At 65.5% G+C, this 24,181-nt stretch carries 28 protein-coding genes; 10 read left to right on the plus strand and 18 right to left on the minus strand.

All coding sequences use genetic code 11. The features are described from left to right. The first annotated feature begins 1 nt into the window (after nt 1). Nucleotides 2-1,372: a glutamate--cysteine ligase gene (locus D2V04_RS06660; RefSeq protein WP_119512472.1), complete on the plus strand. Its 1,371-nt coding sequence runs from the start codon at nt 2-4 to the stop codon at nt 1,370-1,372. 3 nt (nt 1,373-1,375) lie between these two features. On the opposite strand, the gene D2V04_RS06665 is transcribed toward D2V04_RS06660, so the two are convergent. The 5 genes from D2V04_RS06665 to D2V04_RS06685 all read right to left on the minus strand — a co-directional run bounded on the left by D2V04_RS06665 (nt 1,376) and on the right by D2V04_RS06685 (nt 7,048). Beyond that, on the minus strand, nt 1,376-2,731 hold the full coding sequence (locus D2V04_RS06665; RefSeq protein ID WP_119512473.1) for a methyltransferase family protein: 1,356 nt from the start codon (nt 2,729-2,731) through the stop codon (nt 1,376-1,378). Nucleotides 2,732-2,781: 50 nt separating this feature from the next. Continuing rightward, nucleotides 2,782-4,125: a PQQ-binding-like beta-propeller repeat protein gene (locus D2V04_RS06670; RefSeq protein WP_119512474.1), complete on the minus strand. Its 1,344-nt coding sequence runs from the start codon at nt 4,123-4,125 to the stop codon at nt 2,782-2,784. 19 nt (nt 4,126-4,144) lie between these two features. After that, complete coding sequence (locus D2V04_RS06675) at nt 4,145-4,912, minus strand: tetratricopeptide repeat protein (RefSeq protein ID WP_228766291.1); 768 nt, start codon at nt 4,910-4,912, stop codon at nt 4,145-4,147. 127 nt (nt 4,913-5,039) lie between these two features. After that, the gene (locus D2V04_RS06680; RefSeq protein ID WP_119512475.1) at nt 5,040-6,191 is read right to left on the minus strand and encodes a glycosyltransferase family 4 protein; all 1,152 of its coding nucleotides are present in this window, start codon (nt 6,189-6,191) and stop codon (nt 5,040-5,042) included. Beyond that, nucleotides 6,188-7,048: an alpha/beta fold hydrolase gene (locus D2V04_RS06685; protein WP_119512476.1), complete on the minus strand. Its 861-nt coding sequence runs from the start codon at nt 7,046-7,048 to the stop codon at nt 6,188-6,190. The genes D2V04_RS06680 and D2V04_RS06685 overlap by 4 nt, the downstream gene beginning before the upstream one ends. Before the next feature lie 87 nt (nt 7,049-7,135). Here D2V04_RS06685 and D2V04_RS06690 point away from each other — a divergent pair, with 87 nt between their 5' ends. Further along, nucleotides 7,136-8,530: a protein adenylyltransferase SelO family protein gene (locus D2V04_RS06690; protein WP_119512477.1), complete on the plus strand. Its 1,395-nt coding sequence runs from the start codon at nt 7,136-7,138 to the stop codon at nt 8,528-8,530. A gap of 88 nt (nt 8,531-8,618) precedes the next feature. Beyond that, a complete protein-coding gene (gene astD / locus D2V04_RS06695; protein ID WP_228766292.1) occupies nt 8,619-10,034 on the plus strand; it encodes a succinylglutamate-semialdehyde dehydrogenase in 1,416 nt (471 codons plus the stop codon). 7 nt (nt 10,035-10,041) lie between these two features. Here the strand turns inward: astD and D2V04_RS06700 are convergent, their stop codons facing one another. After that, nucleotides 10,042-10,755, minus strand: a complete 714-nt coding sequence (locus D2V04_RS06700) for a hypothetical protein (RefSeq protein WP_119512479.1) — start codon at nt 10,753-10,755, stop codon at nt 10,042-10,044. A 191-nt stretch (nt 10,756-10,946) separates the two neighbouring features. After that, nucleotides 10,947-11,381, minus strand: coding sequence for a glycine zipper 2TM domain-containing protein (locus tag D2V04_RS06705; RefSeq protein WP_407672070.1), 435 nt, complete (start codon nt 11,379-11,381; stop codon nt 10,947-10,949). A 192-nt stretch (nt 11,382-11,573) separates the two neighbouring features. Here D2V04_RS06705 and rarD point away from each other — a divergent pair, with 192 nt between their 5' ends. Next, a complete protein-coding gene (rarD, locus tag D2V04_RS06710; RefSeq protein ID WP_228766293.1) occupies nt 11,574-12,482 on the plus strand; it encodes an EamA family transporter RarD in 909 nt (302 codons plus the stop codon). Here the strand turns inward: rarD and pyrC are convergent. After that, nucleotides 12,479-13,525, minus strand: coding sequence for a dihydroorotase (gene pyrC / locus D2V04_RS06715; protein ID WP_119512480.1), 1,047 nt, complete (start codon nt 13,523-13,525; stop codon nt 12,479-12,481). The genes rarD and pyrC overlap by 4 nt on opposite strands. 39 nt (nt 13,526-13,564) lie before the next feature. Here pyrC and ygfZ point away from each other — a divergent pair, with 39 nt between their 5' ends. Continuing rightward, on the plus strand, nt 13,565-14,305 hold the full coding sequence (ygfZ, locus tag D2V04_RS06720) for a CAF17-like 4Fe-4S cluster assembly/insertion protein YgfZ (protein WP_119512481.1): 741 nt from the start codon (nt 13,565-13,567) through the stop codon (nt 14,303-14,305). On the opposite strand, the gene D2V04_RS06725 is transcribed toward ygfZ, so the two are convergent. Next, nucleotides 14,289-14,888, minus strand: coding sequence for a TetR/AcrR family transcriptional regulator (locus D2V04_RS06725; protein WP_119512482.1), 600 nt, complete (start codon nt 14,886-14,888; stop codon nt 14,289-14,291). The genes ygfZ and D2V04_RS06725 overlap by 17 nt on opposite strands. A gap of 29 nt (nt 14,889-14,917) precedes the next feature. Here D2V04_RS06725 and D2V04_RS06730 point away from each other — a divergent pair, with 29 nt between their 5' ends. Both D2V04_RS06730 and D2V04_RS06735 read left to right on the plus strand, forming a co-directional pair. Continuing rightward, the gene (locus D2V04_RS06730; RefSeq protein WP_119512483.1) at nt 14,918-15,826 is read left to right on the plus strand and encodes a metal-dependent hydrolase; all 909 of its coding nucleotides are present in this window, start codon (nt 14,918-14,920) and stop codon (nt 15,824-15,826) included. 128 nt (nt 15,827-15,954) lie between these two features. Further along, nucleotides 15,955-16,836: a metal-dependent hydrolase gene (locus tag D2V04_RS06735; protein ID WP_119512484.1), complete on the plus strand. Its 882-nt coding sequence runs from the start codon at nt 15,955-15,957 to the stop codon at nt 16,834-16,836. An 86-nt stretch (nt 16,837-16,922) separates the two neighbouring features. Here the strand turns inward: D2V04_RS06735 and D2V04_RS06740 are convergent, their stop codons facing one another. The 3 genes from D2V04_RS06740 to rplU form a co-directional block, all read right to left on the minus strand. Then, the gene (locus D2V04_RS06740; protein WP_119512485.1) at nt 16,923-17,456 is read right to left on the minus strand and encodes a GNAT family N-acetyltransferase; all 534 of its coding nucleotides are present in this window, start codon (nt 17,454-17,456) and stop codon (nt 16,923-16,925) included. Nucleotides 17,457-17,658: 202 nt separating this feature from the next. Then, nucleotides 17,659-17,928, minus strand: a complete 270-nt coding sequence (gene rpmA, locus D2V04_RS06745) for a 50S ribosomal protein L27 (protein ID WP_119512486.1) — start codon at nt 17,926-17,928, stop codon at nt 17,659-17,661. Between the two features lie 12 nt (nt 17,929-17,940). Beyond that, a complete protein-coding gene (rplU, locus tag D2V04_RS06750; protein WP_119512487.1) occupies nt 17,941-18,468 on the minus strand; it encodes a 50S ribosomal protein L21 in 528 nt (175 codons plus the stop codon). A gap of 187 nt (nt 18,469-18,655) precedes the next feature. Between rplU and D2V04_RS06755 the strand changes: the two genes are divergently transcribed. After that, entirely contained in the window at nt 18,656-19,165 is a 510-nt protein-coding gene (locus D2V04_RS06755; protein ID WP_119512488.1) for a hypothetical protein, read from the plus strand. Here the strand turns inward: D2V04_RS06755 and D2V04_RS06760 are convergent. The 6 genes from D2V04_RS06760 to D2V04_RS06785 are packed head-to-tail and all read right to left on the minus strand — an operon-like array spanning nt 19,162 to nt 23,234. After that, the gene (locus D2V04_RS06760) at nt 19,162-19,500 is read right to left on the minus strand and encodes a Rossmann fold domain-containing protein (protein WP_119512489.1); all 339 of its coding nucleotides are present in this window, start codon (nt 19,498-19,500) and stop codon (nt 19,162-19,164) included. The genes D2V04_RS06755 and D2V04_RS06760 overlap by 4 nt on opposite strands. After that, a complete protein-coding gene (locus D2V04_RS06765) occupies nt 19,500-19,871 on the minus strand; it encodes a dihydroneopterin aldolase (RefSeq protein ID WP_119512490.1) in 372 nt (123 codons plus the stop codon). The genes D2V04_RS06760 and D2V04_RS06765 overlap by 1 nt, the downstream gene beginning before the upstream one ends. A 48-nt stretch (nt 19,872-19,919) precedes the next feature. Continuing rightward, nucleotides 19,920-20,504, minus strand: a complete 585-nt coding sequence (locus D2V04_RS06770) for a TMEM175 family protein (protein ID WP_119512491.1) — start codon at nt 20,502-20,504, stop codon at nt 19,920-19,922. Then, nucleotides 20,504-21,400 carry a class I SAM-dependent methyltransferase gene (locus D2V04_RS06775; RefSeq protein ID WP_119512492.1) on the minus strand — a complete coding sequence of 299 codons (897 nt, stop codon included), beginning with the start codon at nt 21,398-21,400 and terminating at the stop codon, nt 20,504-20,506. Before D2V04_RS06775 ends, D2V04_RS06770 begins: the two co-directional genes overlap by 1 nt. A 31-nt stretch (nt 21,401-21,431) precedes the next feature. Next, complete coding sequence (gene thrC, locus D2V04_RS06780) at nt 21,432-22,835, minus strand: threonine synthase (RefSeq protein WP_119512493.1); 1,404 nt, start codon at nt 22,833-22,835, stop codon at nt 21,432-21,434. A 48-nt stretch (nt 22,836-22,883) separates the two neighbouring features. Next, nucleotides 22,884-23,234, minus strand: coding sequence for an ArsR/SmtB family transcription factor (locus tag D2V04_RS06785; protein WP_119512494.1), 351 nt, complete (start codon nt 23,232-23,234; stop codon nt 22,884-22,886). A 61-nt stretch (nt 23,235-23,295) separates the two neighbouring features. On the opposite strand from D2V04_RS06785, the gene D2V04_RS06790 reads away from it, so the two are divergent. Together D2V04_RS06790 and D2V04_RS06795 are read left to right on the plus strand one after the other, a co-directional pair. Continuing rightward, complete coding sequence (locus tag D2V04_RS06790) at nt 23,296-23,778, plus strand: SRPBCC family protein (RefSeq protein WP_119512495.1); 483 nt, start codon at nt 23,296-23,298, stop codon at nt 23,776-23,778. Between the two features lie 38 nt (nt 23,779-23,816). Then, on the plus strand, nt 23,817-24,176 hold the full coding sequence (locus D2V04_RS06795) for a DUF1428 domain-containing protein (RefSeq protein ID WP_119512496.1): 360 nt from the start codon (nt 23,817-23,819) through the stop codon (nt 24,174-24,176). Nucleotides 24,177-24,181 lie beyond the last annotated feature (5 nt).

The raw sequence follows: 24,181 nt of genomic DNA on the forward strand, positions 1-24,181 counted from the left end.
CATGAGCACCCGCGAAGCCTCGGCCGCCGACGATCCCACCATCGAGAACCGCGACCAGTTGGTCGCGCCGATTGCCGCCGGCGAGAAGCCGAAACACGCCTGGCGCATCGGCACTGAGCACGAGAAATTGGTCTACAAGCGGGACGATTTCCACGCTCCCGCTTACGACGAATCATGCGGCATCCGCGATCTTCTGCTGAACCTGCGCAAGTTCGGGTGGGAGCCGGTCGAGGAAGGCGGCAAGGTTATCGCGATGCGCGGTACGGACGGCACCGTGAGCCTGGAGCCCGCGGGGCAACTCGAACTGTCGGGCGCGCCGCTCGAGAACCTGCACGAGACCTGCAACGAAACCGGCCGTCACCTCGAACAAGTGAAGGCGATCGGCGAATGCTGCGGGGTCGGCTTCCTCGGGTTGGGCATGTGGCCCGACAAGACCCGCGAACAGATGCCGGTAATGCCCAAGGGCCGCTACGAAATCATGATGCGGCACATGCCGCGCGTGGGCACCCTCGGCCTCGACATGATGCTGCGCACCTGCACCATCCAGGTGAACCTCGACTATGGCAGCGAGGTCGACATGGTGAAGAAGTTCCGGGTCGGGCTGGCGCTGCAGCCGCTCGCCACCGCGCTCTTCGCCAATTCGCCGTTCACCGAGGGCAAGCCCAACGGCTACCTCTCCTACCGCAGCCATATCTGGTCGGACACCGATCCGCACCGCACGGGCATGCTGCCCTTCGTGTTCGAGGACGGCTTCGGGTACGAGCGGTGGGCCGACTACATGCTCGATGTGCCTATGTACTTCGTCTTCCGTGACGGAAAGTACATCGACGCTGCCGGGCAGAGCTTCCGCGACTTCCTCGAAGGCAAGCTGCCCGCGCTGCCCGGTGAGAAACCGCGCGAGAGCGACTGGTGGGATCATCTCTCCACCGCGTTCCCCGAAGTGCGGCTCAAGAGCTTCCTCGAAATGCGCGGCGCCGATGGCGGGCCGTGGAACCGGATCTGCGCCCTGCCCGCCTTCTGGGTCGGCCTGCTCTACGACGAAGGTGCGCTCGATGCCGCGTGGGACGTCGTGAAGGACTGGACGATGGAGGAGCGCGAGGCGCTTCGCAGTGCAGTACCGAAGCTCGCCCTCGATGCGCCGCTTCCGGGTGGCGGCAAGCTGCACGACATCGCGCGCGAGGTGCTCGCGATCTCCCGCTCTGGCCTCGCGGCACGCGGTCGACTCAACAGCGGCGGCGACAACGAGACGGGCTTTCTCGAAACGCTTGAGGAGATCGTGGCCAGCGGGAAAGTTCCGGCACAGCGGCTGCTCGACCTTTACCATGGCGAGTGGAACGGCGACGTCTCGCGCGTCTATGAGCAGAGCTTCTAGCTCCTACTCCGCAGGCTGCTGCACGGCAGGCCTGCGTCGCCGCAGCCCCCGCTTAAGCGCCGCGAGCCGCCGGGTGATCGGCCCGCGATGTTCCATCCAGGCGTGATATTCGCGGTACTTGGCATCCTCGCCGAGCAGATGCGCCTCCTCGGTCTTCGCGCGCCAGTAATAGATCGCGCTGACGCAGCCGAGGAAGAAGGTGTTGCGTACCACGTCCACCGCGGAGCCGCTGGAGACGAGAAACGGCAGCGTCGAGCACCACCAGAACAGATTCTTCGACAGATACGCCGGGTGCCGCGTGAACCGGTAGGGCCCGTTCGTCAGCACGCCCCGGTAGGTCAGGTTGGAAAAGCGCACCCCGAACGCGAGTGTTGCCCAGGCGTAGATCGCTGTCAGGAACACGAGCCACGCGGCCCAAACCGAAGCCAGAACGGGATGACCCCCGAACCAGAAACCCCAGCCGGGTGTGTTGACCTCGTAGGCCAGCACCCCTTCGGCGCCCATGAATGCAAAGACGAACGGCGGATAGCAAATCAGCGCCGCCAGCCATCCCGCCAGGAACGGATTGCCGCTGCGGATATGCGCATCGAGCGGGCGGAAGGTGACGAGATAGCCGACCGTACCGATCTGCACGTCGATCACGAACAGGAGCTGGACCAGCAGCATGCCCAGCGCGACGGGGTTGGCGGCGATCTGCGCAAGATCCGTTTCCACCACCGCGGCGAAGCCGGCAGGCAGGATCGAGATCATGAAGGCGCCGAAGAACGCCTTGATGATCCAGGCTCGCCAGTGCTTCTTCACCTCATCCGGATCGAAGGCCTCGCGCCCGAGAAGCATGGCGCCGAAGTGCCAGGCGTGATCGCGCGGGTTGACCATGTAGCGGTCGAGCCAGAGTACGTAGGGCACCGACAGCACAACCAGTGGAATCGCCGCTGCGGTGATAACGTCCATGGCGAAGAGATACTGCCCCCGCCAGTACCAGCGCGCGACGCAGTAGAGGAAGCCGAGGATCGCCCAGGTGACCCAGAGGCCGGCAATCTTTACCAGCGAGACACCGACCACTTCGGACAGCGCGCGCTTGCGGCTCCAGTCGATCCCGGTGGAGGGATTGCGGTGAACCTTGTCGACGAAGATCGACCACAGGACCATCGGCGCCGCGGAGAAGAACAGCGCAGTCAGCGCGGCATGCGGGCCGGAGAGCGGCTCGCGCGGCCCCGGCAATGCAAAGACATCCGCGAAATGGGGCCAATTGCGGCAGAAAACGATCCATGCGAGCAGCCCGAGCAGGCCGGCAAGGCCTACACCCGCCGAGACATCGCTTGCCGGAAGCCCCTTTGCCGAGATCGGGTGCGCGCTCATGACGAGTCGCGCGATAGCGGCAAAGGGTTAAGCGCGCGGTAAGAGGCCGATCACCGGAAGGTGTGGATCGTGCCGCCGTCGTCGAGCAGGTAGAGGGTGTTGTTGGCTACCACCGGCGGAAGCGACACGGACGTTTTCAGGTCGGTGAACAGGCTCGCCGATCCTTCGCCGACGCTGATCTTGTAGATCTCGCCCCGCGTACTTGCGACCCACAGGTTGTTCCCGGCGAGGACCGGGCCGGTCCAGAAGATCGGATCTTCCTTGTCCTCTTCGTCGCGGTAACGCTGCAATTGGGTGATCCACCGTACCTTGCCGGTCGCACGCGCGATCGCGAGCAAGCGGGCATCGTCGGTCAGCGCGAAAATCCATTCCCCCGCAACCGCAGGGGTCGAAATACCCGCAACGTTCAGTTCCCACTGCCGCTGCCCGGTCACGAGTTCGTAGGCCGCCATGCGGCCGCCCTGACCCAGTGCGTAGACGCTTCCGGAATCGATGATGGGATCGGCATCGATGTCGGTCAGCGAACCGACCTCGGTGGAGATCGAGGTGCGGGCAAGGGCGTCCGACCACAGGACGCGGCCGTTTTCATAGCGATAAGCGGCCAGCTCGCCGGAGCTGTAGCCCGCGATCACTGTGCCTTGCCCCGCCGCCGGGGTTGCGACACCGAACACGCCTGCTTGCGCCTGCGAACCGGATTCGTTCCACTGCGTTTCGCCGGTCGCGGCGTTCAGCGCGTGGATCTGGTTGTCCTGCGTCATCACATAGACCGAGTTGAACGCGATCGTCGGTGCGCCGCGCAAGGGCCCGGCAGGCTGCTTCTTCCAGATTTCGCTGCCCGTTTCCGCATCGAGCGCGATCACTTGGCCCACGCCATTTGTCGCGTAGACGCGGCCGCCGTTGTAGCTCACGCCGCCCCCGAACGCCGCGTTGCGTACATTGCCGGCGAGTTCCATCCGATGGTTCCAGCGCCGCGCACCGGTCTGTGCATCGAACGCATGGACCACGCCCTCGGTATCGACGGCATAGAGTGCGCCCCCGCCGATCACCGGCGCTGAGGCAAGCTTGCGACGTTCGCCGCCACCCGCGATCTGCACGGTCCACCCGGAGGAAGGATTGTCAGCCAGCGTGAGGTGGCCATAAGCTTTGTCGGCGGTGCCGCCTGCCTGTGCCCACTCGGTGTTCGTCCGCGCAGGCGGCAGGACGACCGCGACTCCTGCCAGGGCCGGGTCCACCTTTGCCCCGCTCTCGATCCGCGACAACACGGGCTTGCGCTCACCGATCGTCGGGGTGGTCTTGGTTTCGCCGCCTCCGAAGATGCCGCACGCGCCGAGCATGCCGGCAAGCGCCGCCACGGCGACGCCGCGGCCAAGAATGGAAATGCGATTCGACTTCATCGGTTAGGCCCGTCCTGAATTATTGCTGCGCTTGCGGCGCGGCCGCGGGTTCTCGAATTCCGTCCAGCACCGCATCGACGTCTTCGACGGCGTCCACACCGAGGACGCCCGCCATCTGCCGTGCACGAGAGCGGAGACTGTCGGGCTGGGCTTCGTCTTTCGCGATCGATGCGAAGAGCGTTCCCGCCTCCTGGTTCTTGCCCTGATCCAGATAGGCCATCGCGACGAGTTCGCCCGCGCTGCCGAAGTAGGGAGTGCCCGGCACCGCCAGCGGCTTGAGCCGCGTAACGACTTCTCCCGGTTCCAGACTGTCGAACGTCGCGGAGACCTCTCGGACCGTCGCCAGATCGCGGAGCAGTTGCGGCACATCGCCGTCGGCTGCAATCTCGGCGTAGATCTTCGCCGCGTCCTCGTTGCGGCCCTGCTCCATCGCAATGCCAGCCTTCAGCAGCGCGGCCTGCGTCGCCGCCCCGCCTTCTTCGGCCGCAAGCGGTTCGAGACGCTCTGTGGCGCTGCCGAAGTTACCCGATTGGAGCTGATCGAGCGCGCCGACAAGCGTTTCCGACTCCGTCTCCAGCGCCGCTTCCTGCCGATGGTCCCAGAACAGGTATCCGCCGAATGCCGCGAGACCGAGTACGACGGCAGCGACAATGGGTTTGCCGTAGCGCTGCGCAAAGTCCGCGAACTGGTCCTGCCGGACCGCCTCGTCGACTTCGCGCATCAGCACGTCTTCTTCCGAAGCGCGGCGCTGGTCGGGGTTTTGCTTGGAAAGAGGGTTCAGGGCCAAGACGTGGCACTTTCGATCATTCGAGTGAAGGTTCGCCGGGCTGTTTAGCGGATGACCGCGCCAATTCAACTTGGAAACCCGCCTGTCCCCCGTCGCGTGAACCCGAGGTGAAGCGAACGTGAGCACTTCAGTTCAGGGCATCATTGTCCATCGCGGAGGAATAGAGGCGGCGATAGGCCGCAATCATCGGCTTCTCGTCATAGCTCGCCCGCGCCTTCTCGCGGTTCGCCTGCCCGAGCCGGTCGCGCAAACCCGGATCACCGGCGAGCTGCGCCAGGCCCTGCGCCAGCGCGCTTTCGTCCCCTGCGGGCCCGATCAGCGGCGCATTGGCCTCCGACACCATCTCCGCAAGGTCGCCCACCGCCGGCGCCACGACCGGCAAGCCTGCCGCCATCGCCTCCACCAGCGAGATGGGGAACTGCTCGCTGTCGGACGAAAGTGCGAATATGTCGAACAGGCCGACGTAGCGCTCCGGGTGGGGCGCAAAGCCGGGCAGATGGACCCGGTGGCCGATGTTGTATTCGTCCGCCTCGGCGCGAATGGCGTCCCGCTCAGGTCCCTCCCCCACGATTACGAGGTGCCAATCCTCAGGTAGATGGCGAAACGCACGCACCAGCCGCGGCAGGTTCTTGACCGGGCGCAGCCCGGCGAGCGTGCCCACCCAGAACTCACCCTTCCGCTTCACCACGCCGCGCAAGGCGTCCGGCTTCGGGCGCTTGGCGAACGCCTTGGTGTCGATGCCGTTGGGAATGTGCTTCACCCGCCCGATGGGCTGCTCCCACACCTGGAGCGCAATCCCCTCGAGCGTTTCCGAGGGCACGACCAATCCGTTCGTGCGCCCGAGTGCGATCTTGCGAAACCAGTTGCGCATCGGCTTCAAGCGCTTGCGCTCGTCTTCGTTAAAACCGTCTTCGTGATGGATCAGCGCGGGCAAACGGAAAGTGTCCCTGAACGCGGTATGCGCCATCACCGCGTTCATTGCGCCCCAGTTGTAGGTCAGCACGAGATCGTAGCCCTGCATGGCCCGGGCGAGGCGCTGCAGGCGGCCCGGCGTGGGCTTGCCCTTCAGCTCCGGGAAATCGCGCGGGTAAGTCACCGGGATCTGCCGCAGGATGTGCTGTGCAGCCTCCATCCGGTCCGGTTCCGCCGAGACGATCGCGTGCGAGACCTTCGGGCCGAAAGCATTGATCAGCCGAACCGAGCGCAGTTCCTTGCCACCGGCTGCGAAGGTCGAGTGAAGATGCAGGATCCGCGCCTTGCCGCGCCCTGCGGCGCTCATGCCGCCTTCGCCATCAGCTGGTCGATCGCAGCCAGCACTGCCGGCTCGTCGAGCAGCGGTGCGTGCCCAACGCCCGCCACCGTGACGAGTTCCGCATCGGGATGCCGTGCGAGCATAGTCTGCGCAGTGCCTTCCGAGAGCAGGTCCGACAGCGCGCCGCGCACGATCAGCAGCGGCGCGCCCCGCAGCGCCTCGTATGCGGGCCAGAGATCGGGCGGCGCGGCACCGTCACCGGTCTGGAACGGCTCGGCGATACTCATGTCGTAGTCGAACGCGATGCGGCCGTTCTGCTGCACCGTCATCGTGCGCTTGGCCATTGCGATCCACTCTTCGGTATCGAAATCCGGGTGGGCGGCCGAATGCACCTCCTCGAGCGCGCGAGCGGCATGCATCCACGTCGGGAAGTTGCGGCCCTGGCCCACGTATTCGGCGATGCGCGTCAGTCCGGCGGCCTGTAGCTCGGGACCGACGTCGTTGAGCACCGCGCCGGCGATCCTGCCCGGTTCGGCAGCGGCCAGCATCATGGTCATCAGTCCGCCAAGCGAGGTCCCCACGGCGACGAAACGGGAGATATCTTCCTGCGCCAGTAGAGCAGACACGTCCTCGACATATGTGGCCGGCGTATAGGTCGCCGGATCGCGCGCATATTCGCTGTCGCCCCGTCCGCGCATCTCGGGCACCAGCACTCGGCGCTCCTCGGCGAGATGCTCGGCGAGCGCCGCGAAGTCGCGCGCGTTGCGCGTCAGGCCATGCATGCAGAGGACCGGCACACGGTCCTCACGCCCCGGATAGTCGCGGAAATGCAGCTTCAGACCGTCCGGGCTTTCCCAGAAGCGGTCGTTAAATCCTGTGTCCATCGGCTTCGGAGAGTTTCCTGTGTCCAAGTTGCTGCATCTCCGGACGGCCGCATTGCCAGCGCCGCCCGCGCAGCCCACTATCGCCCGATGCGCGAAGAACCGCAAGCGTCGCCCTATCGGCCCGATCCCGCGATCCTGCCGCTTTCGGACTGGATTGCGGACGAAGTGTCCGCCGCCGAATTCCCCCGCGCCACCCTGCGCTTCCGCAATCGCAGGTGGGACCAAGCGGTCGGCCTGGGCGATCTCGACGACGGGCAATGGGCCGCGCACTTCGCCCGGTTCGAACCTCTACCGGAGAACCTGTCACGCCCGCTAGCCCTGCGTTACCACGGCCATCAGTTCCGAGTGTACAATCCCGAGATCGGCGATGGCCGCGGGTTCCTGTTTGCGCAGATGCGCGATGCGGAGGGGCGGCTGCTCGACCTGGGCACCAAGGGCTCCGGCCTCACCCCCTATAGCCGCACCGCCGACGGCCGCCTGACGCTGAAAGGCGCCGTGCGCGAGATCCTCGCGACGGAGATGCTCGAAGCGCTGGGCGTTTACACCTCCACGACTTTCTCGGTGATCGAAACCGGGGAGGAGTTGTGGCGAGGGGATGAGCCTTCCCCTACCCGTTCCGCCGTGATGGTGCGGTTGAGCCACGGGCATATCCGCATCGGCACGTTTCAGCGCCTCCTCGCGCTGGAGGAGCGCGAACATATGGCGGAACTGATCGACTACTGCCTCCGGCAGTTTCCCGGGCCCAGACCACCCGCGGATGCGCCCGGGCGGGACGAACCGGCGATTATCCTGATGCATCAGGTGGTCGAGCGGCTCGCCGACCTCGCTGCCGCATGGATGGTCGCCGGCTTCGTCCACGGAGTGCTCAACACAGACAATATGAACGTGACGGGCGAAAGCTTCGACTACGGCCCATGGCGCTGGTTGCCCAAGTGGGATGCAGGTTTCACCGCGGCCTATTTCGATCAGACAGGGCTCTATGCTTTCGGCCGTCAGCCGGAGGCGTTGCACTGGAACCTCGGGCAGTTCGCGGTCGCGCTGCGCCTGCTCGCCGATGCGCCGCCGCTGATCGCAGCGATGGAGCGGTTCGGACCGCTCTACATGGCAGCGGTGGCGCGGCGCTGGTGCTGGCGATTGGGGGTGGAATCCCGCGGAGCCGAGCGCGACGGCCAGCTCGTTGCCGCCAGCGAGAAGGCGATGCGGGAAAGCGGGGCTCAGCCGGACGGCTTCTTCCATCGCCACCGCGGCGGGCGCAACGCCGAGGGCGATCTGGCCGAGGCGCTCGAGAGCTATCGCCCTGTCCCGTCCGACGATCCGTACTGGAGCCAAGCCGAGCCTGAAACGATGCTGATAGACGAAGTCGAGACGATCTGGTCCGCGATCGACCAGCGCGACGATTGGGTGCCCCTCCACGACAAGGTCGAAGCCATCCGCCGCATGGGCGATGCGCACGGCTCGCCGCCGCCGCCCCAGGGGCACTGAGGCACCGACTGGCAGACAATCGGTTTGTTACTACCTTGGGCCTGTGGCATTGGCCCCGACATTCAGGAACGCAGGGATACCCGCTCCAGTGAGCAGCAATGAAATCGTGTCTTTCGAACCCGCTACGGGCGAGGAATTGTGGCGCAGCCCCGCCGGCAACGTCGAGGAGACTGTCGACCGCGCCCGCCGCGCCTGGCCCGCATGGGCTGCGCAACCGCTGGCGACCCGCATCGAACTCTGCCGCCGCTTCGCCAACGAGGTGCGCAAGCAGTCGGACAAGTTCGCCGAGTTGATCGCACGCGAGACCGGCAAGCCGCTGTGGGAAGCGCTCACCGAAGTCGACAGCGTGATCAAGAAGGTCGATATTTCGGTCACCGCCTACGCGGAGCGAACGGGGCAGAAGAAGCTCGACAGCGCACTCCAGGGCACGGCGGCGGTCAGGCACAAGCCCCACGGTGTCATGGCCGTGCTCGGCCCCTACAACTTCCCGGCGCACCTGCCGAATGGCCACATCGTCCCTGCGCTGATCGCCGGCAACGTAGTGATCTTCAAGCCGAGCGAGAAGACGCCGGCGGTCGGCGAGTTCCTGGTCGAATGCTTCCACCGCGCCGGCATTTCGGCGGCGGTCGTGCAACTGCTCATCGGCGGACCGGAGGAAGGCAAGGAACTGGTCGCCCACCGCGGGGTGGACGGGGTGCTCTTTACCGGTTCGGCACAGGCCGGAATTGCAATCAACCGGAAGCTGGCGACCAGTCCCGGCAAGATCGTTGCGCTCGAAATGGGTGGCAACAATCCCATCGTAGTGGTTGATACGCCTAAGATTTCCGACGCGGCGACGCTCATCATCCAGTCCGCCTTCACCTCGGCCGGGCAGCGCTGCACGGCGGCGCGGCGGCTGATCGTCAAAGCGAGCATGTACGATGCGATCGTCTCGGAGGTGAAAGCGCTCGCCGGTCGTATCATTGTCGACCAGCCCTTCGCCGATCCGGCGCCGTTCATGGGGTCCGTGATCGACAACCAGGCGGCCGATCAGTTGATGGAAAGCTTCCTCTATCTGCTATCCAACGGCGGCAAGGCGATCCGGCACATGACGCGGCCCGACGATGAGCTGCCATTCCTCTCCCCCGCCATGATCGACACGACCGCGATGGCGGAGCGGCCCGATGTGGAGCTGTTCGGCCCGCTGCTGCAGGTCATCAAGGTGGAGGATCTCGACGAGGGGATCGCGGAGGCGAACAATACGCGCTTCGGCCTCTCGGCTTCGTTGATTGGCGGAACGCCACAGGATTACAACAGGTTCTGGGCCAATGTTCGCGCAGGGATCGTCAACTGGAACCGCCCGACCAACGGCGCATCGTCGAACGCTCCGTTCGGCGGCATCGGCCTGTCCGGCAACCACCGCCCGGCCGCGTATTACGCGGCGGACTACTGCGCCTATCCGGTGGCGAGCACCGAGATGGACCAGCCTCGGGCCAGCGTAGGTGTCGGCTTCAAGGACGCCTGAAGCGCCTCTACAAGCCATGCGTGACGAGGTCAGCCTCCGTGAGGCCGGACGCATCGGCATGCGCATAGAGGGCGAAGAAGGCATCCTCGCGCGATCCGCGGAGGATCGACTCATCGCCCGCTTTGACGAGAGTCGATGAGAAGCCCGCGTCGAGCGCGCGGGTATGGTAGAACGCCAGCACCTCCTCCAGCGATACAGGCGTCCGGAAGTTGACCGCACGCAGTGCGCATCCCTCCGCGTCGCTGCCCGCCGCTTCCTGCGTCGCACCGCGAGGATAAACGGGAAACGGCGCCGGCATACGCGCTGCCCAGATGAAACCTCGGTCGAACGAACGGACGCATGCTTCGCTTGCACCGGCATACGCGGCGCGCGCGGTAATCGCGATGCGGCTTTCCAGAGGGACTTCCGCTTTGGGTTCTCCGGCACTGGGGAGCCGCCGGAAGCGATCGCGCCCGCCAACGAGCGCCCGTGCCTCCTCACGCGCCGCATCGATGGCTGCGGGGCTGTCGTTCACCAGCGGAAGCGCATCGTCGATGCCGCCGGTCAGCGCAGCGTTGGCCTCGTTCTGGCGCGAGAGATCGGGGTCGGTAAGGATCTGATCATTGAGCGCGGCAACCACTGCCGGGTCGATGTCACGGGATGCGACCTTGGGAGGCTCGCTGCCACACGCCGCGAGCACGCAGGCGAGCAGCGCGCAGAAAGCGATGCGGTGCTTCGCCATGCAGTCCCCTTTCCAGCCCTCAGTGCGCCAACAACAGCGGGCTAGCGGCAAGACGGAAGAATAGGGTTAATCGCCGGCAGAAAAGTTGAAGGCGCCCCGCTGCCATGTGGCAACGGAGCGCCTTCCGCGGCACGGTGGAGCCGCGCTGCGACTGCAGGTGGGTGCAGCCGAAGCTCTTTAGTCAGATCGGATCAGCGGCAACGCGATCCGCTACGGTCGATCTCACGGCCGAGGAGGGCACCGCCGGCCGCGCCGAGAATGGCGCCGAGGGTGCGATCACCGCGGCCGGCAACTTCGTGACCGACCAGGCCGCCAACCGCGCCGCCGATCAGGAGACCGGTCGTGCCGTCATCCTTCCGGCAGTAGTAGCGTCCGTCACGGCCGCGCCACGTGCGCCGATCGCGATAGTCACGGTCCCGATAGCGGTCATAGCGGCCGCGATCGTAGCGGCGGTGGTCACGGTCGCGATAGCGGTCGCGCCACTGGTTGCTGCTCTCGATCTCATAGGTCGCCGCGTGGGCCGCCTGGTAGGTGCCGGTCGGCACTGCAGCCTGCGCGGGCATCGCCATCGCGAGGCCCGGAGCGGCAATCGCCAGCGCCGCGATCTTGAAAGTCTTCATGGTCATCGCTCGGTCCTTTCTTGTCTCGCCGGATCCCGACTCGATGGGTCATCCGCTCGATGTGTTCATGTTTAGGAGATGTTTTCTGAACGAACTGCAACGCGCGATACAGAATTGGAATTTGGCGACGAAGCGAGCATCCCGGCCGACGAGATGCCCTCTTGCAGCGGTTCATCGCCGCACCTAAATGCCTCGCAAGTGACCGATGCATCGCCCCAGACCCGGCAATCGGGCTTCGCCGCCGGGCTCGCGGCTTACTTCATCTGGGGTTTCCTGCCGCTCTACCTGCTTCTCGTTCGCGAGGTGCCGGCTTTCGAGTTCGTCGGTTGGCGAATCATCTGGACACTGCCGATCTGTCTGCTGATCGTGGCGGTTCGCAAACAAGGACCGCAGATCTGTGCGGCGCTATTTAACCGCCGCGTGCTTGTCACTCTGGCCGCGAGCGCGACGCTGATCGGCTCCAACTGGTTCGTCTACGTCTGGGCGATCCAACAAGATCAAGTCTATGCCGCGAGCCTCGGCTACTACATCAACCCGCTGCTCAATGTGCTTCTGGGGACGTTCCTCCTGGGCGAGCGGCTGAGCCGGCGGCAGTGGGTGGCAGTGGCGATCGCCGCCTGCGGCGTGGCGCTTCTCCTCGGAGGGGCGCTGACGACGCTATGGATCAGCCTCGCACTGGCGATAACGTTCGGCGTTTACGGTCTTTTGCGCAAACAGGTCGATGTCGGCGCCCTGCCTGGCCTGACGATCGAATCGGCGCTGCTGGTCGTTCCGGCAGGAGCGATCGCCTGGTGGTATGCCGCCTCGCCTGCGGGTTCGTCGTTCGGTCAGTCGATCGAACTCAGTCTCGCGATCGTTCTGGGTGGGATATTGACCGCGATCCCGCTGCTGCTGTTCGCCATCGCCGCGCGGCGCATGGACTATTCCACGCTGGGCTTCCTGCAGTTCCTGGCGCCCACGATCGTCTTCATCCTGGGCCTGACGGTGTTCGATCAGCCGCTCCAGCCGGTGCAACTCGCCTGTTTCGTGCTGATCTGGATAGCGATCGCGATTTTCGTGTGGGACATTCTCGCGCGGCGCCAGGCGGATAAAGTCCTTCAGGCCTAGGCGCGCATTCTCCAGCCGAGCGTCTCGCCGGCATGGAACGGCACGATGGCAGTTTCGCCTGCGTCGACCTCCTCCGGCACCCGGGTGTCCACCCGTTCCAGCGTGATCTGTTCCTCGTTGACCGGGAGGCCGTAAAAGCGTGGGCCGTTCTCGGAAGCGAAGCCTTCGAAACGATCGAGCGCGCCTTCCTCCTCGAACACCTGCAGATAGCTTTCGAGCGCATAGGGCGCGTTGAAGATCCCGGCACAACCGCAGGCGCTCTCCTTGGCATGACGGGCGTGCGGCGCGCTGTCGGTGCCGAGGAAATACTTCGCCGATCCCGAAGTCGCCGCCTTGCGCAGTGCCAGCCGGTGCTTCTCACGCTTGGCGACCGGCAGGCAGTAGGCGTGCGGCCGGATGCCGCCGACCAGCATCGCGTTGCGGTTGATGTGGAGGTGCTGCGGTGTGATCGTCGCGCCGACGTTGGCGCCGGCCGCGGCAACGAACTGCACGGCCTCCTCGGTGGTGATATGCTCGAAGATCACCTTGAGCTCCGGTAGATCACGCAGCAGCGGCGCGAGAACGCGGTCGATGAACACCTTTTCCCGGTCGAACACGTCGACTTCCGCATCGGTTACTTCGCCATGGACGCAGAGCGGCATGCCGATGGCGGCCATCCGCTCCAGCGCTCCGCGGATATTCGCGACATCGGTGACGCCGTGGGCCGAGTTGGTCGTCGCGTTGGCCGGGTAGAGCTTGGCCGCGGTGAACACGCCTTCGCGATGGCCGCACTCCAGCTCGTCCGGATCGGTATGATCGGTGAGATAGCAGGTCATCAGTGGCGTGAAGTCGGTGCCCTCCGGCACGGCCGCGAGGATGCGGTCGCGATAGTTCACGGCTGCCTCAACCGTCGCGACCGGCGGCGACAGGTTCGGCATCACGATCGCACGTGCGAACTGGCGCGCGGTGAACGGCGTGACGCCGCGCAGCACGTCGCCGTCGCGCAAGTGAACGTGCCAGTCGTCGGGGCGGCGAATGGTGAGGGATTCGGGCGCATCGGTCATGGGGCTTCCCTTAGGCGCGCCGCTGCCTATCTGTCACCCATGACCGCAACCCGCCTGTTCGACCGCGCCGTGGTGCGCGTAAGCCCGCTCGATCCCAGCGAGGACGTTTCGGCCTTCCTCCAGGGATTGCTGACCAACGACCTGGCCGGACCCTTGCCCGCCTATGCCGCGCTGCTCTCCGCTCAGGGCAAGACGATGTTCGATCTGATCGTCTGGCCCGGCGGCGAAGGCGAGATTCTCCTCGACTGCGAGGCCGCGCATGCGGAGGAACTGGTCAAGCGGCTGTCGCTCTACCGCCTGCGGCGCAAGATCGACATTCGCGTGGACGAGACGGTCGGCGTCCATTGGCGGAAGTACCTCGGGGACGGGGCTGCGCCCGACCCGAGGCTCGCGGATCTTGGTGAGCGCTGGCTGGCGCCCGCTTCGGGCGACGACGCGGCAGCGGACGGCGAATGGCGGGCGCACCGCCTCGCGCTCGGCGTGCCGGAGGGGCGGGACGAGCTCGGCGACGTGCTGTGGCTGGAGACCAATGCGGTCGAGCTTCACGGCGTGAGCTTCTCCAAGGGCTGCTACGTCGGGCAGGAAAACACTGCGCGGATGAACTGGCGGCAGAAGGTCAATCGCCGTCTCATGGTCGTCCCGCTCGACAAGTCGGAGGAAAAGCGGCGCAAGGCCGCCTATCCCACCCTTGGCCTCGCGGTCGACCATCTTAGGCTGGACGCGATCGATCCCGCATCCGCGCCTGGCTGGCTCGCCGGATCACTCAGCCGGGTTGAGTAGCTGCCGCAATCGAGTTCAGCAGCATGCGCTCCGCCCGGTCGCGCGCGGCGGTGTCCGGCAGCTTGAGCGAACGCGCAAGCGCCGAGCCGATCAGTGCATCCCCCATCGCAAGCAGGACGAGCGCCAGCGTATCCTCATGCACGCGCGTCAGGTCGCCATGCGATCCTGCTTCTTCCGGCGCGATTTCGTCCACCAGTTGATGGATCGCCTCGACGATCGGGGTCAGCGCATCCTCGTTGCCGGTCAGGATCATCCAGCTTGCGAGCGCGCCCGCGCCTTCCTTGTCGAAGGCGTCGAACGCAAGGTCGACCACTTCACGAGGCGATCCGAGGCCGGCACGGCTCGCCCGCACGGCATCCTTGATGCTCTCGCACACGGTTTCGGCCAGATGCCGCGCGAGTTCCTTCTGCAGACCCGATGCCGATCCGAAATGATGCAGCAAATTCGCGTGCGTCCGGCCAATCCGCGCCGAGACGGCCTTCAGCGTCACCGATTGCGGACCGGTTTCAATAAGTAATGCGCGCGCCGCTTCGAGTGCAGACTTGCGGCTCTCTTCCGGGCTGAGGCGCTTGCGACTTGCCATGCGATTCCCTGAACAATAAAAGATTAACCATGCGGGGGGATCAAACCATCGGGGTAGAACGCGAGAGCGCCGCGGGCAAGCCGCCGCGCACCAGCGACAGCGCGACGCCGGCCGGCCATGCGCTGAACATTCGGGACCAGAAGTTCTGTCGTGGCGAGCGGCCGGCACGCTGGTGGCATTCGGGCGATCCGGTCGCGACCGCCTGGTACAACTCGGTTTCCGCCAGCCTGCCGCGGGGTGAGAAGTTCTTCATCCAGGTGATGAAGTACTACGACGACAAGGTTCCGCCCAGCATGGCGAAGGAACTGCGCGCTTTCACGCGGCAGGAATCGAACCATGCGCGCGAGCATGTGGCGTTCAACAATCTCGCGCAGAGCCACGGTTACGACATCGAGAGCATCGACAAGGGCATCGAGGAGATGCTTGCGCTCACCAAAGGGCGGCCTGTCGAATTCAATCTCGCCATCACCATCGCGCTCGAGCATTTCGCAGCCTCCATCAGCCACTGCCTGCTGACCGATCCGCGCTATCTCGAAGGCGTGGACGAGGAAATCGCCGAAATGTGGCGCTGGCATTCGATCGAGGAGATCGAGCACAAGGGCATCACTTACGACGTCTGGCTCCACGCCACGCGCGAGTGGAGCACCTGGAAGCGGTACCGCGTGCGCGCGCTGCTGACGCTGCTGATCACGCGCCGCTACTACAAGAACCGGGTACGCGATGCGCTCGGCCTGTTGCGGCAGGACGGGATCGCAGGTGCGCGGGCGAAGTGGTTGCTGTTCAAGCACTTGTGGATCGCGCCCGGGATGATGCGGCGGATGTTCTTCGACTGGGCAAAGATCCTGCTGCCCGGTTTCCATCCCTGGAAGCAGGACGACCGCGCGCTGATCCGCAAGTTCGACAGCCCCTATGCCGATGCGGTGATGCCGGCAGAGTAGACATCGGGGCCCACTGGGGTTGCCAAGACCGCGGCGTCCAACTCCCCGTGGCGCATGACTCTTGCTGCTATTGACATAGATGTAAGTATTATCTACTTACAGAAGTGTCAGTAACGAACGAGCGAATCATGAACGCCCCCCAAAAGATCACCTTTGACCGGGCCTCCGCCACCAGCCCCACACCGCCGGATCTCGCGATCACCGTGCGCGACGAGCGCTTCAACCGCGACGACACGCCCCGCCGCTGGTGGGCTGGCGAGCCGTTCGGCACCGCGTGGCACAATGCGCTCTCCGCCACCTTCCCGCGCGGCGAGGCCTTTTTCATCGAGGCAGTCAAGGCGCATCGCGAAGGCGCCGATCCGAAGCTGGACGCCGAGATCCGCACGTTCGTCCGCCAGGAAATCAACCACACGCGCGAACACATCGCCTTCAACAAGCTCGCGGAAAATGCCGGCTACGACATCAAGGCGATCGACAAGCGGGTCGAGGAACTGCTCGCGCTGACCAAGGACCGCCCCGCGATCGCCAATCTCGCGGTGACCATGGCGCTCGAGCACTATACCGCGATGATGGCGCACGAATTCCTGGCCAATCCGCAGCATTTCGAGAATGCCGACCCCGAAGTACGTGCGATGTGGCGCTGGCACGCGGTCGAGGAGATCGAGCACAAGGGCGTCGCATTCGACACCTGGAATCACGCGACGCGCCGCTGGTCGAAGTGGCAGCGCTGGAAAGTCCGCAGCCTGGTCATGCTCTCGGTAACCGGACGCTTCTTCAAGAACCGCTGGATCGATTCGATGAACCTGCTTGCGCAAGACGGGATCATCGGCTGGAAGGCACGCTTGGGCTTGCTCAAGTATCTGGTGGTCAGCCCGGGTGTCCTGCGCCGGATCTTCCCGGCCTGGCTCGCCTACTTCAAGCCCGGCTTCCACCCATGGGACCACGACGACCGCGAACTCATCGGCCTCTACGAAGGCGAGTTCCAGGACGCGCTGCTGCCGGCGGAGTGATTGCCAAGAGTCCCCGCGAAGCGGGGATCTGAGGCAGCATCGGACGACCAGGTGGCTTGGAGTCCCCGCCTTCGCGGGGACTCGCGTTATGCCGCACGCATGTCCGACTCCACCTCGCCCGCCAGTTCGAGCGCATACTCGGCCGCCAACGCCTGTTCGCCGCGCCCCCGGCTATACCGCGGCCGGATGCGGCCGACCGGGGCGAAGCCGAGTTTGCGCAGCACGGCGCCCGAAGCGGGATTGTCGAGGAAGTGGCTCGCGACGATCCGCCGGTGTCCCAGCATGCGTGCGATCTCGATCACCGCGCTTCCCGCTTCGGTCGCATAGCCCTGCCCCCAATGGTCGCGGGCGATCCAGTAGCCCAGCTCGATCTCCCGACCTTCCGGATTGATCCCGATGCAGCCGACCAGTGCCGAGTCGTCGGCGCGAGCGATCAGGAAGCGAGGGAAGCGCGGATCGAACGGGCGCGAGACGAATTCGCGCGCATCCTCGCAGCTGTAGGGCCACGGCGCACGCGCCAGATTGCGCACCACTCCCTCATCGGCGATGGCGCTGAAGACCTGGGCCGAATCCTCGGGCCATGGCGGTCTCAGGAGCAGTCTCTGGCTGCGATGGAACACGGCGATCTCTCCTCATTCGCCCCGCAGCGCCCCGTTAGGACTGATGCGTGACAGTGCGATGGCGACGAAAGAATATTTCGCCGACGAGAGAGGGAGAAACGACAAGAGGGAGACGGGTCGGCCCCATCTCCCTCTTCGTCTGCCGGTGTTCAGCCCGGCTGGGACCGTCCCGTTTGGACGATCCCGTTATCGGATCGTCCGGTTATTCAGCGGCTTCCGCGAGCATGTCGACCGACACGTACTTGCGACCGAGTTTGCCGGTGTGGAATCGGACGACGCCTTGCGCGAGCGCGAACAGCGTGTGGTCCTTGCCCATCCCGACATTGGTGCCCGGATAGAACTTGGTGCCGCGCTGGCGCACGATAATGTTGCCCGGAATCACGCCCTGGCTGCCGAACTTCTTCACGCCGAGGCGACGGCCGGCCGAGTCGCGACCGTTGCGGGATGAACCGCCTGCTTTCTTATGTGCCATCGTTCGTGGTCCTTACTTCTTCTCGGCCTTCTTGGCCGGGGCTTTCTTGGCCGGCGCCTTGTCGGTGGCGCCTTCCTTCTTCGGCGCAGCCTTCTTTGCGGCCGGCTTCTTCTCTGCAGTGTCGGCCTTCGCAGCCGGGGCAGCCTTCTTCGCGGGCGCCGCCTTCTTCGGCGCGGCTTCTTCCTTCGCAGGAGCGGCCTTCGCCTCTTCCTTCTTCGGAGCAGCCTTCTTCTCGGCCTTCGAATCGCCAACCGCGGTGATGCGGAGCAGGGTCAACTGCTGACGATGGCCCGCCTTGCGGCGATAGTTGTGGCGGCGACGCTTCTTGAAAACGACGACCTTCTCGCTCTTCGCCTGTGCGATGATCTCCGCCGAAACGGCGACCTTCGAGGCGTCGGCAATCTTGTCGCCTTCGCCGGCGAGCAGGACGTCGCCCAGCGTCACCGTGTCGCCGGCTTCGCCAGCGAGCTTTTCGACCGCGATCTTGTCTCCGGCGGCAACCCGGTATTGCTTGCCGCCCGTGCGCACTACTGCGAACATGGTGGTAACTTCCATTCTCTTTGCTGTGCCTCCACCGTGGTGGAAGAGGCGCGACCGAAATGCCGCCGATGGCGGTGTCCGGAAAGATGGGTGCCGTTAAGGGAACCGCCCGCGCAAGTCAACGGCGGAAATCCGCGTGTGCGCGCCATCTGGCGCAGCGCGGGGTGCATGCTATGAGCCTTGCAGAATGAAGCAAGCCCTCACCCGCCTCGCGCCACTCTTTCTCGCCGCGCCGCTGGCCGCCTGCGCCGGCGGCAGCGCGGACTATCCCTCGCTGGCGATCCGGGACGCCGAGCGCGTCGAAGGCACGTTCGAACCCGCTCCGGCAACCGAAGCCCCGGCCCCTCCGGTGGCGCCGAGCGCCGATCTGCTCCAGCGGCTCTCGCAGCTAGAGACCGAGGCGGCGAGCGCCCATCAGGCCTTTACGCAGGCCGTGCCGGGCGCCCGCCGCACGATCGAGGCCGCTCGCGGAGCGGGCGTCGAAACCAATAGCTGGGCGGCCGCACAGGTCGCGCTGGCCGATCTCGATTCGCATCGCAGCAGGACGGCGATCGCGTTGGGCGATCTCGACCTGATATTCGCCGATGCGACCCTCGCCTTCGAATTGCGAGAGCCGATCTCCGCTGCGCGCAGCGAGGTCGTGGACATGATTACGCAGGAGGATGCGATTCTCGCGGAGCTCCGCAGGGTTCGCTAACGCGCCGCGTCCGCCCGATTCCCTGCGCCTTCTCCATCCAGCGGCAGGTATTGCCCGGTTACACCCGGCGCTGCGGCCAGGTATCGCTCCGCCTGGGCGATCGCCTCCCCCTCCCCTGCCACGGCGTTGACGCGCAGCGGCGCATGCTTTCGCGCCAGACCGGCGACCGCGGCAAGCCGCCAGGCGCGATGGGTATGGTCGGCCGGCGCGAAAGTCAGCAGCAGATCATCGCCCGCGGCAAGCGCTTCTTCGGCATAGGGCAGCCAGTGCTGATGGAACACGCCTGCGGCGGACAAAGGGTCTTCCGGCAAATCGTCCACCGCGATCCGCTTCATCAGCGGCGCTCGCGGGTCAGCGTGATGCCGATCTTCTCGTTGTCCTCGGCGATCGCGAGCTTGACGATCTTCACCGTCACCGCCTCAACCCGCTCGTCCTGCAGGAACAGCGTTTCGCAGATATGGTCCGCAACCGCCTCGATCAGCTTGAAGTGCACGCCGGGGGGAAGCGCTTCGGTGGCGGCGAACTTCAGGTCCATGTAGTTCTTGCTCGCGTCGAGCGGCGTGTCGGGCGCGTAGCGGGCCGCGCACTTGAGCTGGGCGCTGATGGATATCCGCAGCGGCTGCGGCTTACCGGTCTCCTCCGAGTAAATGCCCGTGAGGACATCGTGCTCGAGATCGGCGACTTCCAGTATCAGCGAATCGGCCATGGCGTTCCCTCTACCCCGAATTGCGCGCAAGTGCCGCCCGATCCCGGCTCACCGCCCACGTGCGACCTCGCGTTCAATGCGCCGATCCGGCACGATCCAGATCGCCGCAACGAGAACGAAGAAGGCCACGCCCGCCAGCGGCGCAATCAGCCAGGTCGAGGCAATCCCCACCAGATAGAGGATGGGCGAGAGCTTGCCCTTGAAATCTCGGCCCATCGCCCGCGCGAGCATACCATCCTCGCCCTGGACACATACGATGGACCGTTCGAGGATGTAGTAGGCGATTGCACAGGCAACCAGATCGAGACCGTAGAAGATGGTCGGCCAGGTGTCGAAGCGGTTCTCTCCCATCCACCCGGTGGCGAAGGGCAGCAGGGAGAGCCAGAACAGCAGATGCAGGTTCGCCCACAGAATGCCGCCGCTCACCCGATCGGCCGCCGCCATCAGGTGGTGGTGATTGTTCCAGTAGATGCCGATGTAGACGAAGCTCAACACATAGCTCAGGAACACCGGCCACAGGCCGGCGAGCGCCGAGAGCGTGGCCTGGTGCGGGACTTCCATCTCGAGCACCATGATGGTGATGATGATGGCGAGAACGCCGTCGCTGAAGGCTTCGAGGCGGTTCGTGGGCATCACGCGTCTCCGGGATTGGACCAGCGGGCGAAGATTGCGGTGGGGAGGAGGCGGGGAACTTTACTATCCTCGCGCACAGAAAGGTCGCCGTGTTGGATTTCCCCCGGCAAATCCTCCATGACTTCAGCCAACAATCCGGCGAGTGCGAGGCTGCTCATGCGCACCGCGTAGACGGTGAGGAAGAGGAAACGGCTGCGGTCATCGAGCAGCTTGCGGCAATCGCGGACGAGGCCGGGCAACCCTTCTTCGATCCGCCAGACTTCCCCGTTCGGGCCGCGCCCGAACTTGGGCGGGTCGAGGATGATCCCGTCATAGCGCCGCCCGCGCCGCACCTCGCGCGCGGCGAACTTGGCCGCGTCGTCGACCAGCCAGCGAACCGGCCGCCCCTCCATGCCCGAGAGCGCCGCGTTCTCGCGCGCCTGAGCGACGGACTTCTTCGAGGCGTCGACATGCGCCACCTGCCCGAAGCGGCTGAGCGCCAGCGTCCCGACGCCGGTATAGCCGAAGAGATTGAGAAGCTGCGCATCCTCGGCCGCGCCGAGCTGCGCGCCCATCCACTCCCACACGGGCACCATGTCGGGAAAGAACCCGAGATGGCGGAAAGGCGTGCATTGCGCGGTGAAGCGCACCTCGTTCCAGGAAAGCGGCCAGCCCTCTGTCGGCACCGGCTCCGCGAACTGCCAGCGGCCGCCGCCATCCTCGTCCGAACCGGGCACGAACTCGCCGTGCGCCCGCCAGTCGGCACTGCGCGGGGTCCACATGGCCTGCGGCTCGGGCCGGATGAAGCGATAGCGTCCGTAGCGCTCGAGCTTGCGGCCGTTCCCGCTGTCGACGAGCCCGTAGTCGGCCCAGGGTTCGCCGATCATGACCTGAGGGGTTTCGATCAGGCGAGCCATGCCGGGCCTTGTCGTTCAGGCGGAGCCACGATCACACGCTCGCATGCTCGGCGATGTATGTGGCCACCGCATCATAGTCGCCGGGCAGTTCCGTGAAGCGCTCCTCGCGCGCGAAGAGATCACCGACGCGCGGGGGCAGCGGCGGGCGGGTCCCGGTCGCGCGCTCCACCGCATCGCGGAACTTGGCCGGATGGGCGGTGGCAAGCGTCACCACGGGCGCATCGAGATCCTGCAGACGCGCCGCGTGGAGGCCGATCGCGGTATGCGGATCGACGGTCTCGCCGCAATGCTCCCACGCCCAGCGCATCGCCTGGGCCATCTCGTCCTGATCGGCGCGCGCGCTGGTGAAGAGTGCAGCGGCCCCCTCGCGCTGCGCGTTGGTGAGCCGCATCGCCTTCGTCGCTTCGAAGCCGCGCATCTGTTCGGCCAGCGCCGCGCCGTCGCGCCCGCCGCAGTCGAACAGCAGCCGCTCGAAATTGGAGCTGACCTGAATGTCCATCGAAGGCGCCGCGGTCGGCGTGACCTCGCCGGCCGAGTAGTCGCCGTCGGACAGCGCGCGGTGGAGGATGTCGTTGACGTTGGTGGCCACGATCAGCCGCTCGACCGGCAGGCCCATCTGCGCGGCGACATAGCCGGCGAAAACGTCGCCGAAGTTGCCGGTCGGCACGCTGAAGGCGACCTTGCGCTGCGGCGCGCCGAGCTGCAGCGCGGCGGCGAAGTAATAGACGACCTGCGCCATCAGCCGCGCCCAGTTGATCGAGTTCACCGCACCGAGCCGCACGCGGCCGGTGAGCGCGGTGTCGGCGAACATCCGCTTCACCATCGCCTGCGCGTCGTCGAAGCTGCCCTCGATCGCGATATTGTGGACGTTGGGCGCGAGCACGGTGGTCATCTGCCGGCGCTGCACATCGCTGACGCGGCCCTTCGGGTGGAGCATGAAGATCTCGACACCCTCGCGGCCCGCAACCGCATCGATCGCGGCCGAACCGGTATCGCCGCTGGTCGCGCCAACGATCGTCAGCCGTTCATCCCGGCGGCCGAGGAACTCCTCGAACAGGAGGCCGAGCAGTTGCAGCGCGACGTCCTTGAACGCCAGCGTGGGCCCATGGAACAGCTCGAGCAGCCAGTTGCGCTGGTCGAGCTGGACCAGCGGCGTCACCGCCTTGTGCGCGAAGCGGGCGTAGGCTTCCTCGCACAGCTCGCGCAGACGCTCGGGCGTCAGGCTGTCGCCAACGAACGGCTGCATCACCCGGGCGGCGAGGTCCGCATAGGGCATGCCGGCCAGCGCGGCGATCTCGTCCTGCGAGAACCGCGGCCATTCGCGCGGCAGGTAGAGACCGCCGTCGCTCGCCAGACCGGCGAGCGTGACGCCTTCGAAATCGAGCGGCCCGCCATTGGGGTTTTGGGCGCTTCCGCGGGTGGATAGGTATTCCATCGACCGGAGCGACTAGCCGTGCCCCGCCCGCCCCGCAAGCAATGGGCGCTAGTCGGCGCGAAGGCTTTGCTTTTCGTCCGCCTCCAGCCCCTGTTTGAGGCGATGCAGGCCCGTGGCGGCCGCTGCCGCGTGCGGGCCGATCCAGCGCTCGTGAATCGCCTGAATCGGCATCGCGTCGAGATAGTTGAACCTCTCCCGCCCCTTGCGCACCGGCACCACCAGCCCCGCCTGCTCCAGCACGCGCAGATGCATCATCACCGTGGTCCGGTCGAGTTCGCCGAAGCAGGCGCAGAGCTGCTTGGTCGTGAGCGGGCGCAGCTTGAGCGCATCGCAGATCGCCCGGCGCACGGGATTGGCCAGCGCCTTGAACACGGCATCGAGGTCGTCTTCGATTGACATGTTAGGTTTTTATAACATATTTTCCACTCGATCAAGCAGCGACTCGAAAGGAGCGGATGCGATGGAACTGAAATTCAGAGTGGCGGCGCGGATCGCCAAGCCGGTGCACGAAGTGTTCGAGGCGGTCGCCGATCCCGGACAGCTCTCGCACTATTTCACCACCGGCGGCGCGCAGGGACGGCTGGAAACCGGAGCGACGGTGACCTGGGACTTCCAGGACTTCCCCGGCGCATTCCCCGTCTACGTGATCGAGGTCGTGCCGGACGAGCGGATCGTGCTCGAGTGGGATGCGAGCGAAGGCGAACCACCAAACGTCGAAGGCGCCGAGTCTGCCAGTGCGGACTACCGAACGACCGTGACGATGACTTTCAAGTCGCTCGACGACGGCCGTACGCTGGTCGAAATCGCCGAAGAAGGCTGGCGCGAGAACCAGGGCGCGCTGCAGGCCAGCTATGGCAACTGCCAGGGCTGGAGCCAGATGCTCTGCGCGCTCAAGGTCTGGCTCGAGCACGGCATCAACTTGCGCGACGGGATGTACAAGTAGCCAACCGGCCGGCTGCTCGGCCGATAGGGAGATAGCCCATGTATGTCAGCGGTTTCGTGCTCGCCGTTCCCGAGCAGAACAAGGATGCCTTTCGGAAGATCTCCGAAGGCTGGTGGGAAATAGCGAAGGACTACGGCGCCCTGGAGCACACGGAGAACTGGGAAGTCGACGTCCCCGATGGCGAAACCACCGATCTGCGCCGTGCGGTAGGCTCGCAAGATGGTGAAAAGATCGTCTTCTCCTGGGTCATCTGGCCCGACAAGGAGACTGCGGACGCCAGTCACGAGAGGATGACCGCGGATCCCCGCATGGAAAAACTCGACGGCGAGCCTCTCTTCGATCCCAAGCGGATGATCTATGGCAATTTCGAACCTTTGGTGCGGAAGAGACGCGACTGACGCGA

Origin of the sequence: Pelagerythrobacter aerophilus (assembly GCF_003581645.1) — a bacterium.
Classification (GTDB): Bacteria; Pseudomonadota; Alphaproteobacteria; order Sphingomonadales; family Sphingomonadaceae; genus Pelagerythrobacter; species Pelagerythrobacter aerophilus.